Here is a 15,663-nt window from a genome sequence, read left to right on the forward strand (position 1 = left end):
CTTGCTTTTAGGGACAGATAGGGAGTTCTACTTCCCGGTCGTGCCATCCGCCAACTCACGCACCACATCGAGATGACCGGCGTGACGGGCGAAGCTCTCCAGCAGGTGGAACAACACCCAGGCGAGCGACGGACGCGCCCGACAGGGTTCCTGGCCAATCTGACGGGCGGCCAGGCGATCCCGTGACCCGGCAGCGGCCACCTGGCGGCAGTGCTCCCGCTCGGCAAGAAAGAAGGCCGCTGTCCCGGCGGCGGTCTCGTCCGGCGCGACCTGCCATTCCTGCTCCGCGGTGCCCGGCCAGGAGAAGTCCACGTCCTCACCGGCGAAGACGAACCGAATCCAGAACCGCTCGGTGCAGGCGAGGTGCTTGAGCAGACCCAGCGGCGTCCATCCCGACGGCAGACGGCTGCGTCGCAGTTCCACCTCGGACAGGCCGTCGAGTTTGCGCAGGATGACCTCTTGGTTGTGGTCCAGGTACGCCAGCAGCAGCTCCTGCGGATCCGTCATCGCGGGTTTTGGTTCGGGGGTTTCGGCCATACCGCACGTCAAATGACTCAAAGCGGCGCTGAATAGGTCGTTATACACCCTCGGGAAAGTGCGGTGAAAGGTCGGTCTGTCACAGTCCGCGACCAACGATCGAGGGGAATCGAGATGGCCGGGACGCGTTCGACAACTGTGCTCGGGGTGTGCGCCACGGCGTGCCTGGGACTGGTCTTCCTGAACGGCGGTACGTTGACGGCCGCGTTCGAGCAGGCCCGGAGCGCTACCCCACTCCTGTTCGCGCCGGGGCCCGCCGACTTCATCTTGCTTGCCGTGCCCGCGATCGCGCTTCTGCTCTGGCGGAAGGCACCCGGGCGCTCGTGGCCCCTGTTGTTGCTCGCCGGCGCGGTGTGCGCGGTTCCGCTCCCGTTGTTCTGGCTCGGCATCGGCCGGACCGTCGGCGTGCTGAGCGTGCTCGCGCTCGCCTCGACGCCACTGCTGACCGTCGGCATTCTCGGCGGCGCGATGGCGCTGTGGCACAACGGCCGCCCACGGACCGGGGCGGCGATCGCCGGGGCGGCGATGGTGGGTCAGCTCGTCGGGGCACCGGTCCGCTCCGGGCTGATCACCGTCGGCTATCCCGAGTCCTGGATCGGCGGCCCGATCATCTACCTCGTGGTGATCGTTGTCGCCGGGGCCGCGGCCGCCGTGGCGATCCAGCGCGACGTGCAGCCGATTCCCGTGCCGGACCTGCGAATCACGCTGATCGCCGGCCTCGCGGCGGCCACCCCGCTGATCGGACTGCTGTGGCGCCCCGCCCCACCGGCCCGCGGTCAGCTGCCCGAAGCGACCTTCGGCGACCACAGCCTGCACCTCGGACTCGTGTTCCTCGCGATCGGCCTGATCACCGCCGGATTCTTCGGCCTGCGCGGTTTCCTGTGCGCCACCACCGCGGCGCTGATACTGGGTGCGTTCGCCACCTTGCTCGGCAACGTGCCCCGAGGCGACGACCTGGTGTGGATCGTGACGGGAGCGGCGGTGCTGAGCACGGTCGCCGGATACTTCGTCGCGTTCTCCCGCCTGCGCGCCTGGCTTGCGCTCGGCGGCATCGGGCCGGTGGTCGCCGGTCTCGCGCTGATCTACGCGCTGCTGCTCACCGACGGTCCCGCCGACTACAACGACTTCTTCAACGTGCTCAGCGTGGCGTTGCTGCTGATCGGCACCACCGCGGCCGCGGGCGCGTTCGGCTTCCTCGCCGAGACGCTGGCCGCACGCTCGCTGGCACCCGCCGTCCTGGCGGGCCCGGTGGTCCCGCTCGGCCTCGGCGTGGTGCACCTCTTCGCGTACTTCTCCTTGCTGCGCTGGAAAGACGACGCGGCAGCGCACGGCACATACCCGGCGACGATCGCCGCCATCCTGCTCGCGGGCGGCTTGCTCGTTGTCCTCGCCCTGCGCCCGGCGGCCCTCAGTCCGCCGCGATGAGGGCGCGTCGCGCCAATTCCACCCAGCGTTCCCTGGCGGAGCGGGGAATTTCGGCGCCGGGTGAGGTCGACAGCAGCAGGGCGATGTCGTCCGCGGTCACGTCCGGGCGCAGAGTCCGGTCCCGGTGGGCGTCGGCGACCAAGCGCTCCAGGACTTGCTTGGCGCGCTTCTGAACGGCGTGCAGCGCGTCCGCGTCAGCGGGCGCGAGGGCATCACGCAGCAGGCGCTCCTGACCCATGGTCACCACCACCCGCTGCAGCAGGGCGACGATCTCGTCCAGCGCGGTGCTCCACCCGTCCCCGATCCTGGCGAGCGCGGAGTCGAGCGTCTCCGCGATCGCGTCACCGAGTTCGGCCACGATCGCCGCGACCAGATCGTTCTTGGTCGGGAAGTGCCGGTAGAGCGTGCCGACCGCCACCTCGGCCGCGGCCGCGATCTGGTCCATACCCACGTCCGTGCCGCGGTCAGCGATCAAAGCGCGTGCGGCGCCGAGGATCGCCTCCCGATTGCGGGCGGCGTCCGCGCGCAGCCCTCCCCGTCCGGCCACGTGCCCACCTCTTCGCGACAAACCTGAACGACCGGTTCATGATACAACATGAACGACTGGTTCAGGTTAGGAGCAACGCATGGGCAAGTGGACCGAAACGGACATCCCCGGCCAGCGAGGCCGGATCGTGGTGATCACCGGCGCCAACACCGGCATCGGTTTCGAGACGGCCAGAGCACTGGCGGCACGCGGTGCTTCGGTGGTGCTGGCCTGCCGGAACGCGGACAAGGCGCGGGCGGCAGCCGAGCGGATCGGCGGCGCCACCGAGGTGGTGCGGCTGGACCTGGCGTCACTCGCCTCGGTGCACGCGGCGGCCGACGAGATCCGCGACCGGCACGGGCGTGTCGACCTGCTGGTGAACAACGCGGGCGTGACCGGTCTGTCCGGACGCACCGAGGACGGCTTCGAGATCCAGTTCGGGGTCAACCACCTCGGCCACTTCGCGCTCACCGGACGGCTGCTCGACCTGCTGCTGGCCGCGCCCGGCTCGCGGGTGGTGACGGTCAGCAGCATCGGCCATCGCTTCGGGCGCTTCGACCCCGGCGACCCGCAGGCCGGCGGTGGTGCCTACGCGCGGTCGAAACTGGCGAACCTGCTGTTCACCAACGCACTTCAGCGACGGCTGGACGGCACGGACACGATCGCCGTCGCCGCGCATCCCGGTGGCGCCAGTACCGAGGTCTTCCGGTACTCGTCACCGTTCTTCCGGGTGCCGAACCTGCTGATCGCGCGCCTCTTCGGCCGGACACCGGCAATGGGCGCGCTGCCCACCCTGCGCGCGGCCACCGATCCCGGCGCCGGGGGTGGTGACTACTTCGGACCCACCGGCCTGTTCGAGATCGGCGGCTTCCCGGGCCTGGTCGCGGCGAGCAGCCGGGCGCACGATGTCGAACTGCAGCAACGCCTGTGGGCGGTCTCGGAGGAACTCACGGGCGTCACCTATCCCATCAGCAGGGCGGCTCGGTAGGACCGCGCCGCGGGCCGGGTGCGTGGTCACACACACCCGGCCCCGCTCGACGATCAAGGCCCCTCGGGGTTGTTGTCCTTGCGCAGGTAGTCCTTCGCCTTGTCCGAGGCCTGGTCCACCTTGTCGGCGTGGTCGCCGAACTTCGACTTCGCGGCGTCCGCGGCCTTGTCGATGCCCTGCTCGGCCTTGTCGGGATTCTTGCCGATGGCTTCCTTCGCCTTGTCGAACAGACTCATTCTTTCTCCTCCGCACGCGGCCGGTTCGTCCCGGCCGATCGGTACGGGTTAGCCGCGGCGAAGTCGATCTCAAACCGTCTTCCGCCGACAACCCCGGATAGAGTGAACCCCCGCGATCCGTGACGCCCCACGAGCGGTTTCCCGGCCACGAAACGGCCCGCGGTGGCCACGCGGGAGAATCACCGCTCACCGGCGGCCGAAGCGTTCCTCGGTGTGCTGCGGGAAGTCGCCGCGGTCAGGGAAACACCACTGTGCTGTGGCCGTTGAGCAGGACCCGGCGTTCGCAGTGCCAGCGGACCGCGCGGGAGAGGGCCAGCGCCTCGGCGTCCCGGCCGACGGTCTGCAGAGCGCGCGGGTCGTGCGTGTGGTCGATCCGGATCACCTCCTGCTCGATGATCGGGCCTTCGTCCAAATCGGACGTGACGTAGTGCGCGGTGGCGCCGACCAGTTTCACGCCCCGGTCGTACGCCTGGTGGTAGGGCTTGGCCCCCTTGAACCCGGGCAGGAACGAGTGGTGGATGTTGATCGCGCGCCCGTGCAGGGCCTTGCTGGTGGCGTCGGACAGGATCTGCATGTACCGCGCCAGCACCACCAGCTCGATCTCGTAGTCGTCGACCAGGCGGAGCAGGCGCGCCTCGGCCGTCTCCTTCGTCTCCGGGGTGACCGGGATGTGCACGAACGGCAGGCCCGCCGACTCGGCCATCGGGCGCAGGTCCTCGTGGTTGGACACCACGGCCACGATGTCGGCGCCCAGACTGCCCGCCCGCCAGCGGAAGATCAGGTCGTTGAGGCAGTGCCCCAGCTTCGACACCATCACCAGGATGCGGGCGTTGCGCTCAGGACTGAACTCGTAGGTCATGCCGAACTCGGTGGCCACCGGCTCGAAACCGGCCGCGATCCGGTCGAGGTCGGCACCCGCGGGCGCGGTGGCCTGGGTGCGCATGAACAGCCGGTCGCGCACGTTGTCGTCGAACTGCCGGTGCTCGCCGATGTCGCACCCCAGCTCGAACAGGTAGCCGCTGACCGCGCGCACGATGCCGGTGCGGTTGGGGCAGCTCAGGGTGAGGGTGAAGGTGTCGCTCACGGGGTCTCCTCCAGCATTCGACTTCAGCATTCGACGATGTTGAGCGCCAGCCCGCCGCGGGCGGTCTCCTTGTACTTGTCCTTCATGTCCGCGCCGGTCTCGCGCATGGTCTTGATCGCCTTGTCCAGCGACACGTGGTGCGCACCGTCGCCGCGGACGGCCATCCGCGCCGCGGTGATCGCCTTGATCGAGGCCACCGCGTTGCGCTCGATGCACGGGATCTGCACCAGTCCGCCGACCGGATCGCAGGTCAGGCCCAGGTTGTGCTCGATGCCGATCTCGGCGGCGTTCTCCACCTGTGCCGGTGAGCCGCCGAGGATCTCGGCCAGCCCGCCCGCCGCCATCGAGCACGCCGAGCCCACCTCGCCCTGACAGCCGACCTCGGCCCCCGAGATGGAGGCGTTCTCCTTGAACAGCAGGCCGATCGCGCCGGCGGTGAGCAGGAAGCGCACCACGTCCTCGTCGCCGAAGCGCGGCAGGAACCGGGCGCCGTAGTGCAGCACGGCGGGCACGATGCCGGCGGCGCCGTTCGTCGGCGCGGTGACCACCCGGCCGCCCGCGGCGTTCTCCTCGTTCACCGCCAGCGCGAACAGGGTGACCCATTCCATGGCGTGCAACGGGTCCGGTTCGTCCACACCGGACTCCAGCCGCTCGCGCAGTGCGGCGGCGCGGCGGCGGACCCTGAGCCCGCCGGGCAGCGTGCCCCCGGTGCGCGTGCCGCGGTCGACGCATTCGCGCATGACCGCCCAGATGTGCAGCAGCCCGGCGCGGATCTCCGGTTCACCGCGCCACGAGCGTTCGTTGGCGAGCATGATGTCGCTGATCCGCAACCCGGTCGACGCGGTCAGCGCGAGCAGTTCGTCGCCGGTGGTGAACGGGTAGCGGACCGGCGTGGGGTCCTCGGTCAGCACGGGCCGCCCGGTTTCGACCTCGTCGAGCACGAAACCGCCGCCGACCGAGTAGTACTCACGCCGGTCGAGTTCGGCGCCGGTGCCGTCCCGGGCGGTGAACACCATGCCGTTGCTGTGGAAGTCGAGTCGCCTGCGCCGGTGCAGCACCACGTCGTCGTCGGCGTCGAAGGCGATCTCGTGCTTGCCACCGAGCTGGATGCGCCCCTCGGCCCGCACGGCGGCCACGGCCGGGTCGGCGGCCACCGGGTCGACCAGGTGGGGCTGCTCCCCCGCGAGCCCGAGCACCACGGCCTTGACGCTGCCGTGGCCGTGCCCGGTGGCGCCGAGCGAGCCGAACAGCTCGCAGCGGACCCCGGCCGTGCGGCCGAGCAGCCCGGTCTCCCGCAACCGGGTGACGAACAGGTAGGCGGCCCGCATCGGGCCGACGGTATGCGAACTCGACGGCCCGATCCCGACCTTGAACAGGTCGAACACGGAGATGGTCATCGGCGCTCCGACTCATATATCAATCTGCGGCCAATAGTGCGTACGATGGGGCGGTGACCATCGCCCCAGACGACCTCGAGCGGCCGCCCACCTCGCTGGCCGACCGCGCCTACGCCGCGCTCACCGACCGGCTGATCATGCTCGAGATCCCGCCCATGGCCCCGATCGACGACGTCGCGGTGGCCGAGTCCCTCGGCATCGGCCGCACGCCGGTCCGGGAAGCGCTCAAACGGCTGGAGGTCGACCGGCTGGTGATCTCGTACCCCCGGCGCGGCACCTTCGCCACCGGCGTGGACATCACCGACCTCGCCTACATCTCCGAGATCCGCGTGCAGCTGGAGCCGCTGGCCGCCCGCCGCGCCGCCGAGGGCTCCGGCGCGGCGATGCGCGGCAAGCTGGCCGAACTCGCCGAGACGATTCGCACCAACGACGTGCGCACCATGGCGCGCGACGAGCTGATGCACTGGGACATGCGGGTGCACCGCGCGATCTACCGCGCCGCGGGCAATCCGCACCTCGAAGACACGCTGGTGCGCTACAACAATCTCGCCACCAGGATCTTCTGCCTGTTCCTCGACCGGCTCACCCACTTCGACCCGCACATCGGCGAGCACGTCGCCCTGCTCGAAGCGATCGCCGCCGGTGAGGGCGAGAAGGCCGCGCGGCTGGCCCGCGACCACGTCACCGGCTTCGAGAAGGCGATCCGGGCGATCATCTGAGCGCCCGGACCGGGCGTGGGTTCCCTTCATCGGCGGATGCGGTGCATTTCCGGGTCGACCAGCGGTTCGGCGGTGACGGTGGCGCGCACCTTCCGCCCGAAGTACTGGATCTCCACCGAGGTGCCTTCCACCGCCGACGACGGCAGCCAGGCGTAGGCGATCGGCTTGCCGATCGTGTGCCCGAAGGCGGCCGAGGTGACGTACCCGGCCGGCTCCCCGTCCAGGAAAACGGGCTCGTGCCCGAGCACCACGCTGCGGCCGTCGTCGACGGTGAGGCAGGTCAGCCGCCGCGCCGGGGTCTCGTGCTCCAGCCCGGCGATCGCCTCGTGGCCGACGTAGCCGGTCTTCTTCTTGTTCACCGCGAACCCGAGACCGGCTTCGTACGGGTTGTGCTCGGTGGTCATGTCGGTGCCCCACGCCCGGTAACCCTTCTCCAGGCGCAGGCTGTTGAAGGCGGCGCGGCCACCGGCGATGACACCGAGCGGCTGCCCGGCCTCCCGCAGCACGTCCCACAGCCGCCTGCCGTATTCGGCGCCGGTGTAGATCTCCCAGCCCAGTTCGCCCACATAGGACAGTCGCATCGCGATCACCGGGATGCCGGCGATGTGCGCCCGCTTGAGGCGGAAGTACTTCAGTGCCTCGTGCGAGAAGTCCTCGTCTGCCAGTGGTTGCACCAGGTCCCTGGCCAGCGGACCCCACACACCGGCACAGCAGGTGCCGCCGGTGATGTCGCGGATCTGCACGCTGGTGTCGTCCGGGGCTTGGCGCCGGAGGTAGTCCAGGTCGAGATTGCCGTTCGCGCCGACCTGGAACAGGTTCTCGTCGAGGCGGGCCACGGTCAGGTCGGAGCGGACACCGCCCGCCTGGTCGAGCAGCAGGGTGTAGGTCACCGACCCGACCGACTTGTCCATCTTTCCGGTGGTCAGCCGCTGCAGGAAGTCCGTCGCGCCCGGACCGGCGACCTCGATCCGCTTGAGCGGGGTCATGTCGTACAGCGCGACCGCGGTGCGCGTCTTCCACGCCTCGGCCGCGGCGATCGGCGAGTGGAACATCGCCGACCACGCGTCCCGCGACGGCGGCTGCCACTCCGGCGGCAGTTCCTTGACCAGCCGGGCGTTGGCCTCGTACCAGTGCGGCCGCTCCCAGGTGTGCGCTTCGAGGAAGAACGCGCCCAGTTCCTTCTGCTGTGCGTAGAACGGGCTCACCTTCACTTCGCGCGGGGAAAGCTTGGGCTGCAACGGATGCAGCACGTCGTAGATCTCCACGAAGTTGCGCTGCGCGGTCTCGTCCACGTAGGCGTCGGTGGTCTGGAGTTCGTCGAACCGGTTGACGTCGCAGCCGTGCAGTTCGACCTCGCTACGGCCGTCGACGAGCAGCTGCGCGACCGCCTTGGCCACGCCCGAGGAGTGCGTCACCCACACCGCCTCGGCGATCCAGAACCCGGCCACATCCGGTGATTCCCCGATCAGCGGGCCGTTGTCCGGGGTGAACGAGAAGATCCCGTTGAACCCGGTTTCCACCTTGGCGTCGCGCAACGCGGGCAGCAGCTGCCTGCTGTGCTCCCAGGACGGCGCGAAGTCTTCCTCGGTGAACGGCAGCATCGACGGCATGGCCTGCTCGCTGAGAGTTTCCACCTCCGGCAGGTCGGCCAGCCGGGCGGGCATCGGCCGGTGGGCGTAGGTGCCGATGCCGAGGCAGTCGTTGTGCTCGCGGTAGTACAGGTCGTGGTCCTGGTGCCGCAGGATCGGCAGGCGCGCCTCGATCACCTCGTCGTTGCGGCCGACCAGTTCCGGGAGCTGCCCGGTGCGGGCGTACTGGTGGGCCAGCGGCAGCAGCGGCACCTTCATGCCGACCAGCTCACCGACCGCGCGGCCCCAGAACCCGGCGCAGGACACCACGATGTCGGCCGGGATCTCGTCCCCGGCGTCGGTGCGCACTCCGGTGACCCGGCCACCCTGCTGAAGCACGTCGGTGACCCGGGTCGAACCGCGGAACACCGCCCCGCGCGCCTCGGCGCGAGCGGCCAGCGCCACCACCGCACGCGATGCCTTGGCCAGGCCGTCGGTCGGCGTGTGCAGCGCGCCGAGCACCTTTTCCTTGTCCAGCAACGGATGCAGCTCAGCGCACCGGTCCGGGTCGATCACCTCGGCCGGTACGCCCCAGGACAGCGCCCAGCCCTGCTTGCGGTGCAGATCGGCCAGCCGTTCGGGGGTGGTCGCCACCTCCAGGCCGCCGACCTGGTTGAAGCACCATGCACCATCAACATCGAGGCCCAGCAGCTTTTCCACGGTGTACGCGGCGAACTGGGTCATCGTCTTCGAGGCGTTGGTCTGGTAGACGAGACCGGGCGCGTGCGAGGTGGAGCCGCCGGTGAGCGGCAGCGGGCCCTGGTCGAGCACGGTGACCTGGTCCCAGCCGCGCTCGGTGAGTTCGTCGGCCAGGTTGGCACCGACGATCCCGGCTCCGATGACGACAACGCGGGGAGTGCTCATGTCCGGTCTCCTTCCGGAAAGTCCTGGAATTCCACGGCCGCGTCGACCAGCCAGTCCGCGAGGTACGCGGCGAAGGACTGGCGGACGAACAGCCGGAAGTCGTCGGCGCCGAGCGCCAGCAGCAGCACGCCGGTCTGGCCGAGGTGGGTCTGCGCGCAGGCGCCCTGGCCGAACGCCGTCGGGCGCAGGTCGATCGAGCAGCCCAGCGAGAGCAGTTCCCTGGCCTGCGCCCCGCGCAGACGGATGCTGGTGCGCTGCGCGGAAACGTCGACGGCCGCGCCGTCGAATGCCGAGACCACCCAGCCCAGCTCCTGCTCGAACTGCTCCGGGAGCGCGGTCGAGCTGGTGACCAGCCATTCGTCCGGGCCCAGCCAGATCAGCTGCCCGTCGGTGGTGTGGGTCCAGGTGTTCGGCTCGACCGGCAACGCGGTGCCGAGTGCGCGGCCGACGGCTTCGGCGCCCGGCCCGGCCGGATCGACCCGCAGGTCCACGGCCGCGCACTCGGGTTCCGGGTACGCGGTGAGCCCGCCGGGCAGCCCGGCCAGTGCCGCGCGCCGGTTTTCCAGCGGGTGCGTGCGGTACAGGGTGTCAGCCATCGCGGCGGGCTCCTTCCGGGTCGACCAGCACGGTTTCGCCGATCAGCGCGGGCACGAGCGCGCCGCCCACCGGCACGTGGACCACGTCGCCGATGCGGGCGCGGCCGTTCTTCACCAGCGCGAGCGCGAACGGGCGCGCGAGTTCCGCGCTGTGGTAGCTGGAGGTGACGTGCCCGAGCATCGGTACCGGCGGAGGCGGCAGCTTGCCGTCTTCACGCAGTTCGACGATCTGCGAGCCTTCCGGCAGCTTCGTGCGGCCGTCGGTCGGCAGCAGCGAGACGAACTGCTTGCGCTGCGGGTTCTGGTTTTCCGGCCGCGAGAACGAGCGCTTGCCGACGAAGTCCTCCTTCTTCTTCGACACCGCCCAGCTCATACCGAGGTCCTGCGGCGTGACCGTGCCGTCGGTGTCCTGCCCGATGATCGGGTAGCCCTTCTCCGCGCGCAGCACGTGCATGGTTTCGGTGCCGTACGGGGTGATTCCGAACTTCTCCCCCGCCGCGAGCAGCCGCCGCCACAGCGCGGGCGCGTACCAGGAGTTCACGTTGACCTCGTAGGCCAGCTCACCGGAGAAGGAGATCCGGGCGACACGCACCGGCACGCCGTCGAGCGTGGTGTCACGCCAGGACATGAACGGGAACGCCTCGTTGGCCACGTCGAGATCGGCGAACACCGCACCGACCACGTCCCGCGAACGCGGGCCGACCACCGGGAACACCGACCACTGCTCGGTCACCGAGGTCAGGTGCACCCGAAGTTCCGGCCACTCCGTCTGGAGCCACTCCTCCATCCAGTCGAGCACGGTGGCCGCTCCGCCCGTGGTCGTGGTGAGCAGGTAGCGGTTCTCGTCGATCCGCAGCACGGTCCCGTCGTCGAGCACCATGCCGTCGTTGCCGCACATCACCCCGTACCGGACGCGGCCGACCTTCAGCGTGCTCATCATGTTGGTGTACAAGCGATCGAGCAGGATTCCGGCGTCCGGGCCCTGCACGTCGATCTTGCCGAGCGTCGAGCCGTCGAGCATGCCGGCGCCCGACCGGGTCGCCGCGCATTCACGCAGCACGGCGGCGTCCATGTCCTCACCGGCACGCGGGTAGTACCGCGGCCGTTTCCACTGCCCGACGTCCTCGAACACCGCGCCCGCCTCGACGTGCCAGTCGTGCAGCGGCGTGGTGCGCTCGGGGTCGAACAGGCTGCCCTGGGAACGCCCGGCCAGCGCGGCGAACGCCACCGGGGTGTAGGGCGGCCGGAACGTGGTGGTGCCGAGGTCCTCGATGCCCACGCCGAGCAGTTCCGCGGTGATGCCCGAGGCGATCACGCCGGATGTTTTGCCCTGGTCGTGCGCGGTCCCGATGGTGGTGTACCGCTTGACGTGCTCCACCGAGCGCAGCCCGGCGCCCACCGCGCGGCCGACGTCGCTCACCGTGGCGTCGCGCTGGATGTCGACGAACTGGCGGTCCGGGTCACCGTCGGTGCGCCACACCACCTCGGTCGGTGTGCGGGCCGGTTCCGGACCGGCGGCCGGTGCGTCCGGGCCTGCCCCCTCGCGCAACACCCCGGCCAGGTCCAGGGTGCCGTTGGCCGCGCCGATCACGGTGACCCCGGGCAGGGAACCGGACGGGCGGAAGGCACCGAGCGACGGGTCGTAGGCCAGCGCCCCGCGCACGTGGCTGAACAGGTGCACCACCGGGTTCCAGCCACCGGAGACCAGCAGGAGGTCGGCGGGCAGGCGCACACCACCGTCGGCGGTCCTGGCGAGCACGGCCTCCACCCGCGGTGAGCCCTCGGTTCCGGTGACCACGGACGACGGGTGCACCACGATCCCGGCTTCGTTGGCCCGGGTTTCCCAGGCGCGCGGCGGATTGTCGCGGACGTCGAGCACGGTCACCCGCGCACCGGCGCCGGCCAGATCGATCGCGGCGGCGTAGGCGGCGTCGTCGCTGGTGAACACCACGACCTCACGTCCGGCGAGCACGCCGTAGCGGTGCAGGTAGTCGCGTGCCGAGGCGGCCAGCATGACGCCGGGACGGTCGTTGTCCTCGAACACGATCGGCCGTTCCTGGGCACCGGTGGCGACCACGACCTTCAGCGCGCGGATGCGGTGCACGCGCTGACGACTGCGGTGCGAAGGCGGCGCGGCCAGGTGGTCGGTCCGGCGTTCCAGCGCGAGCACGAACCCGTCGTCGTACTGACCGAACGCGGTGGTGCGCTGGAGATGCCGCACGCCGAGGCGCGCCAGTTCGGCGACCACCTCAGCGACGAACTCCAGCGCGGGACGGCCGTCGATCGACTCGGTCCCGGTCAGGGACCCGCCCGCCGCGGGCCGATCGTCGACCAGTACCACGTCCTCACCGGCGCGGGCCGCACCGAGCGCGGCGAGCAGCCCGGCCGGACCGGCGCCGATGACAAGCGTGTCGGTGTGCGTGTGCTTGCGGTCGTAGCGCGCGGAATCGGCGGCGTCGGCGAGGCGTCCCTGCCCGTTGACCCCGCGTGCCACCAGGCCGTCGACCAGTTCGACGGTGGTGGCCTGGAGCATCGGCTCGGGGAACGGCCGCTCGATCTGCACCAGCGCGGTCGCGTCCTCGGTCCACGCGGCACTGATGCCGTGCGGACGGCCGAGCTTGACGCTGGAGCCGACCAGGTGCACCCCGTTGGCCAGCAGCGCCGACGCGAGCGTGTCGCCGGGGTGCCCGGTGTAGGTGCGGCCGTCGAAGGTGAACGACAGCGCGCGAACGCGATCGACGCGACCGTAGCCGTGGACGCGGCTCATACCCGCACCCCCGTCCGCCGCGGCTTCGCGGTGCTGGAGAACCGGTAGGTGTGTGTGTCCCGCACGGCGGTGAACCAGCGGCGGCACCCGGCGGAATGGCTCCACCGCTCGGCGAACGCGCCCTTCGGGTTGTCGCGGTAGAAGACGTACTCGGCCCATTCCTGATCGGACAGTTCGGCCGGGCGCTCGGGATAGGCGATCTCGGCCTGGCCGCCGTAGTGGAACTCGACCTCTTCGCGGGGGCCGCACCATGGACAGTGGATCAGTTGCACGGTTGTCCTCCCGTTCAGTGGGCCACGGCGGCGGCGCCGTGTTCGTCGACGAGCGCACCGGTGGTGAACCGGTCCAGGCTGAACGGCGCCACGTACGGGTGCGGCTCGCCGTTGGCGATGGTGTGCGCGAAGCACCAGCCGATGCCCGGGGTCGCCTTGAACCCGCCGGTCCCCCAGCCGGCGTTGACAAACACGTTCTCGTACGGCGTGTGCCCGATGATCGGGCTCGCGTCCGGGGTGACGTCGACGATGCCCGCCCACGACCGGAGCAGGTGCGCGCGGGCGAAGACGGGGAACAGCTCCACCGCGGCCGCCATCTGCCGTTCGATGATGTGGAAGGCGCCGCGCTGCCCGTACCCGTTGTAGGAGTCCACCCCGGCGCCCATCACCAGTTCGCCCTTGTGCGCCTGCGAGACGTAGACGTGCACGGCGTTGGACATCACGATGGTCGGGTGCACCGGCTCCAGCAGCTCGGAAACCAGTGCCTGCAACGGATGCGACTGCAAGGGTGCGCGCACGCCGAGGTGGTCCAGCAGTACCGAGGTGTGCCCGGCCGCGCACAACGCGACCGTGCCGCAGCCGATGTCACCGCGGCTGGTGCGCACCCCGGTCACCCGGTCACCGTCCACAGTGAACCCGGTGACCTCGCAGTCCTGGATCAGGTCGACCCCGGCCTCGTCGGCGCGGCGGGCGAAGCCCCAGGCCACGTAGTCGTGCTTGGCGATGCCCGCGCGCGGCTGGTAGGTCGCGCCCTGGACGGGGTACCGGATGTCCTCGGAGATGTTGATGATCGGGCAGATCCGCTTGACCTCCTCCGGCCCCAGCCATTCCGCGTCGATGCCGTTGAGCTTGTTGGCCTCCACTCGGCGGACCGAGTCGCGGATGTCCTGTTCGGTGTGCGCCAGGTTCAGCACGCCGCGCTGGGAGAACAGGATCGGGTAACCGAGGTCGTCCTCCAGGCCCTCCCACAGCTTCAGCGAGTGCTCGTAGATCGCCGCGGACTCGTCCCACAGGTAGTTCGACCGGATCAGCGTGGTGTTGCGGGCCATGTTCCCGCCGGCCAGCCAGCCTTTCTCCAGCACCGCCACGTTGGTGATCCCGTGGTTCTTGACCAAGTAGTGCGCGGTGGCCAGCCCGTGCCCGCCACCACCGACGATCACCACGTCGTAGGTCTTCTTCGGGTCCGGGTTGTGCCAGAGGAAGTCGGGGTGCTCGGGCAGGTCCGCGCCCGGCGGATTCGTTTCGGTGCTCATACCGGCAGCTCCGGGTAGAGGGGGTGGCGGTCGGCGAGCGCTTCGACCCTGGCCGCCAGCGCGGCCAGTTCGGCTTCACCGGTTCCGGGGCGCAGCGCGAGCGCGATGATGTCGGCGACCTCGGTGAAGTCGGTCTCGTCGAAACCGCGGGCGGCCAGCGCCGGGGTGCCGATGCGCACGCCGGAAGCGACCATCGGCGGCCTCGGGTCGAACGGCACGGCGTTGCGGTTCACCGTGATGCCCACGCGGTGCAGCCGGTCCTCGGCCTGCTTTCCGTCCATTTCGGAGTGACGCAGGTCGGCCAGCACCAGGTGGACGTCGGTGCCGCCGGAGACCACCCCGACGCCGTCCTCGGCCAGCAGGCGGTCGGCGAGGATCTTCGCCCCGGCGAGCGTGCGCTCCTGCCGCAGCCGGAACGCGGGCTCCGCGGCGAGCTTGAACGCGACCGCCTTGGCCGCGATCACGTGCTCCAGCGGTCCGCCCTGCAGCCCCGGGAACACGCCGGAGTTGAGCTTCTTCGCCAGTTCCTGCCTCGCCAGGATCACCCCGCCACGCGGACCGCCGAGCGTCTTGTGCGTGGTCGAGGTGACCACGTCCGCGTAAGGCACCGGGTTCGGGTGCAGCCCGGCGGCGACCAGCCCGGCGAAATGCGCCATGTCCACCATCAGGTAGGCACCGACTTCATCGGCGATCCGCCGGAATTCGGCGAAATCCAGCTGACGCGGGTAGGCGGACCAGCCCGCCACGATCAGCTTCGGCCGCCGCTCGCGGGCCAGCCGCGCCACCTCGTCCATGTCCACGAGGTGGTTGTCCTCGCGCACGTGGTACGGCACGGCGTCGAAGTACTTGCCGGAGAAGGTGAGCCGCATCCCGTGGGTCAGGTGCCCGCCGTGTGCGAGATCGAGGCCGAGGAAGGTGTCACCCGGTGAGAGCAGGGCGGCCATCACCGCCGAGTTCGCCTGCGCCCCCGAATGCGGTTGCACGTTGGCGAATTCCGCGCCGAACAACGCCTTCACCCGGTCGATCGCCAGCTGCTCCAGCACGTCGACGTGCTCGCAGCCGCCGTAGTAGCGGCGGCCGGGATAACCCTCGGCGTACTTGTTGGTCAGCACCGAGCCCTGCGCTTCGAGCACGCTGAGCGGGGCGAAGTTCTCCGAGGCGATCATCTCCAGCGTGCCGCGCTGGCGGGCCACCTCCCGGCCGAGCACCCGGTGGACCTCCGGATCGGCCTCCGCCAGCGACAGGCCGAGCACCCGTTCGGGACCGTGGGTCCCTGGGCGGTCAACGGTTACGGACATGCGGCCCCACTCCTGTCATATCTCAGCGGATGTTCTGATATATCAATCAAATGTCACGTTAGGGGCCAGGTGG

The 15,663-nt window shown here is 70.2% G+C and carries 14 protein-coding genes; 3 read left to right on the forward strand and 11 right to left on the reverse strand.

What is annotated here, in order from left to right; all coding sequences use genetic code 11:
* Positions 1 to 27: 27 nt before the first annotated feature.
* Positions 28 to 507: a DinB family protein gene (locus tag YIM_RS25360; RefSeq protein WP_228004008.1), complete on the reverse strand. Its 480-nt coding sequence runs from the start codon at positions 505 to 507 to the stop codon at positions 28 to 30.
* Positions 508 to 651: 144 nt separating this feature from the next.
* Between YIM_RS25360 and YIM_RS25365 the strand changes: the two genes are divergently transcribed.
* Positions 652 to 1,962 (forward strand): hypothetical protein, encoded by a 1,311-nt coding sequence (locus YIM_RS25365; RefSeq protein ID WP_153032716.1) that lies wholly within the window; start codon positions 652 to 654, stop codon positions 1,960 to 1,962.
* Here the strand turns inward: YIM_RS25365 and YIM_RS25370 are convergent.
* Positions 1,946 to 2,509, reverse strand: coding sequence for a TetR/AcrR family transcriptional regulator (locus YIM_RS25370; protein WP_153032717.1), 564 nt, complete (start codon positions 2,507 to 2,509; stop codon positions 1,946 to 1,948). The two genes, YIM_RS25365 and YIM_RS25370, sit on opposite strands and share 17 nt — an antisense overlap.
* A 79-nt stretch (positions 2,510 to 2,588) precedes the next feature.
* Between YIM_RS25370 and YIM_RS25375 the strand changes: the two genes are divergently transcribed.
* Positions 2,589 to 3,476, forward strand: a complete 888-nt coding sequence (locus tag YIM_RS25375; protein ID WP_153032718.1) for an oxidoreductase — start codon at positions 2,589 to 2,591, stop codon at positions 3,474 to 3,476.
* 53 nt (positions 3,477 to 3,529) lie between these two features.
* Here YIM_RS25375 and YIM_RS25380 read toward each other — a convergent pair whose 3' ends face one another.
* The 3 genes from YIM_RS25380 to YIM_RS25390 all read right to left on the reverse strand — a co-directional run bounded on the left by YIM_RS25380 (position 3,530) and on the right by YIM_RS25390 (position 6,193).
* On the reverse strand, positions 3,530 to 3,712 hold the full coding sequence (locus YIM_RS25380; RefSeq protein ID WP_153032719.1) for an antitoxin: 183 nt from the start codon (positions 3,710 to 3,712) through the stop codon (positions 3,530 to 3,532).
* Between the two features lie 235 nt (positions 3,713 to 3,947).
* Positions 3,948 to 4,796 carry a formyltetrahydrofolate deformylase gene (gene purU / locus YIM_RS25385; RefSeq protein ID WP_153032720.1) on the reverse strand — a complete coding sequence of 283 codons (849 nt, stop codon included), beginning with the start codon at positions 4,794 to 4,796 and terminating at the stop codon, positions 3,948 to 3,950.
* Positions 4,797 to 4,819: 23 nt separating this feature from the next.
* Positions 4,820 to 6,193 (reverse strand): L-serine ammonia-lyase, encoded by a 1,374-nt coding sequence (locus YIM_RS25390; protein WP_153032721.1) that lies wholly within the window; start codon positions 6,191 to 6,193, stop codon positions 4,820 to 4,822.
* 53 nt (positions 6,194 to 6,246) lie between these two features.
* On the opposite strand from YIM_RS25390, the gene YIM_RS25395 reads away from it, so the two are divergent.
* Positions 6,247 to 6,912 carry a GntR family transcriptional regulator gene (locus tag YIM_RS25395; protein ID WP_153032722.1) on the forward strand — a complete coding sequence of 222 codons (666 nt, stop codon included), beginning with the start codon at positions 6,247 to 6,249 and terminating at the stop codon, positions 6,910 to 6,912.
* Positions 6,913 to 6,938: 26 nt separating this feature from the next.
* Here the strand turns inward: YIM_RS25395 and YIM_RS25400 are convergent, their stop codons facing one another.
* From YIM_RS25400 to glyA, 6 genes are read right to left on the reverse strand one after another with little or no spacing between them, the layout of a single operon-like run.
* The gene (locus tag YIM_RS25400; RefSeq protein ID WP_153032723.1) at positions 6,939 to 9,404 is read right to left on the reverse strand and encodes an FAD-dependent oxidoreductase; all 2,466 of its coding nucleotides are present in this window, start codon (positions 9,402 to 9,404) and stop codon (positions 6,939 to 6,941) included.
* A complete protein-coding gene (locus tag YIM_RS25405) occupies positions 9,401 to 10,000 on the reverse strand; it encodes a sarcosine oxidase subunit gamma (protein ID WP_153032724.1) in 600 nt (199 codons plus the stop codon). The genes YIM_RS25400 and YIM_RS25405 overlap by 4 nt, the downstream gene beginning before the upstream one ends.
* A complete protein-coding gene (locus YIM_RS25410; protein ID WP_153032725.1) occupies positions 9,993 to 12,767 on the reverse strand; it encodes a 2Fe-2S iron-sulfur cluster-binding protein in 2,775 nt (924 codons plus the stop codon). Before YIM_RS25410 ends, YIM_RS25405 begins: the two co-directional genes overlap by 8 nt.
* Positions 12,764 to 13,039: a sarcosine oxidase subunit delta gene (locus tag YIM_RS25415; RefSeq protein ID WP_153032726.1), complete on the reverse strand. Its 276-nt coding sequence runs from the start codon at positions 13,037 to 13,039 to the stop codon at positions 12,764 to 12,766. The genes YIM_RS25410 and YIM_RS25415 overlap by 4 nt, the downstream gene beginning before the upstream one ends.
* A gap of 14 nt (positions 13,040 to 13,053) precedes the next feature.
* Positions 13,054 to 14,292, reverse strand: coding sequence for a sarcosine oxidase subunit beta family protein (locus tag YIM_RS25420; RefSeq protein ID WP_153032727.1), 1,239 nt, complete (start codon positions 14,290 to 14,292; stop codon positions 13,054 to 13,056).
* Positions 14,289 to 15,590, reverse strand: coding sequence for a serine hydroxymethyltransferase (glyA, locus tag YIM_RS25425; protein ID WP_153032728.1), 1,302 nt, complete (start codon positions 15,588 to 15,590; stop codon positions 14,289 to 14,291). Before glyA ends, YIM_RS25420 begins: the two co-directional genes overlap by 4 nt.
* Between the last annotated feature and the right edge of the window lie 73 nt (positions 15,591 to 15,663).

The organism is Amycolatopsis sp. YIM 10 (genome assembly GCF_009429145.1).
Lineage (GTDB): Bacteria > Actinomycetota > Actinomycetes > Mycobacteriales > Pseudonocardiaceae > Amycolatopsis.

Excerpts from the sequence above, each read along its gene's own strand:
- YIM_RS25365 (WP_153032716.1), top strand. The coding sequence starts at position 652 with ATGGCCGGGACGCGTTCGACAACTGTGCTCGGGGTGTGCGCCACGGCG.
- YIM_RS25420 (WP_153032727.1), bottom strand. The coding sequence starts at position 14,292 with ATGAGCACCGAAACGAATCCGCCGGGCGCGGACCTGCCCGAGCACCCC.
- YIM_RS25405 (WP_153032724.1), bottom strand. The coding sequence starts at position 10,000 with ATGGCTGACACCCTGTACCGCACGCACCCGCTGGAAAACCGGCGCGCG.
- glyA (WP_153032728.1), bottom strand. The coding sequence starts at position 15,590 with ATGTCCGTAACCGTTGACCGCCCAGGGACCCACGGTCCCGAACGGGTG.
- YIM_RS25380 (WP_153032719.1), bottom strand. The coding sequence starts at position 3,712 with ATGAGTCTGTTCGACAAGGCGAAGGAAGCCATCGGCAAGAATCCCGAC.
- YIM_RS25410 (WP_153032725.1), bottom strand. The coding sequence starts at position 12,767 with ATGAGCCGCGTCCACGGCTACGGTCGCGTCGATCGCGTTCGCGCGCTG.
- YIM_RS25400 (WP_153032723.1), bottom strand. The coding sequence starts at position 9,404 with ATGAGCACTCCCCGCGTTGTCGTCATCGGAGCCGGGATCGTCGGTGCC.
- YIM_RS25360 (WP_228004008.1), bottom strand. The coding sequence starts at position 507 with ATGACGGATCCGCAGGAGCTGCTGCTGGCGTACCTGGACCACAACCAA.
- YIM_RS25375 (WP_153032718.1), top strand. The coding sequence starts at position 2,589 with ATGGGCAAGTGGACCGAAACGGACATCCCCGGCCAGCGAGGCCGGATC.
- YIM_RS25390 (WP_153032721.1), bottom strand. The coding sequence starts at position 6,193 with ATGACCATCTCCGTGTTCGACCTGTTCAAGGTCGGGATCGGGCCGTCG.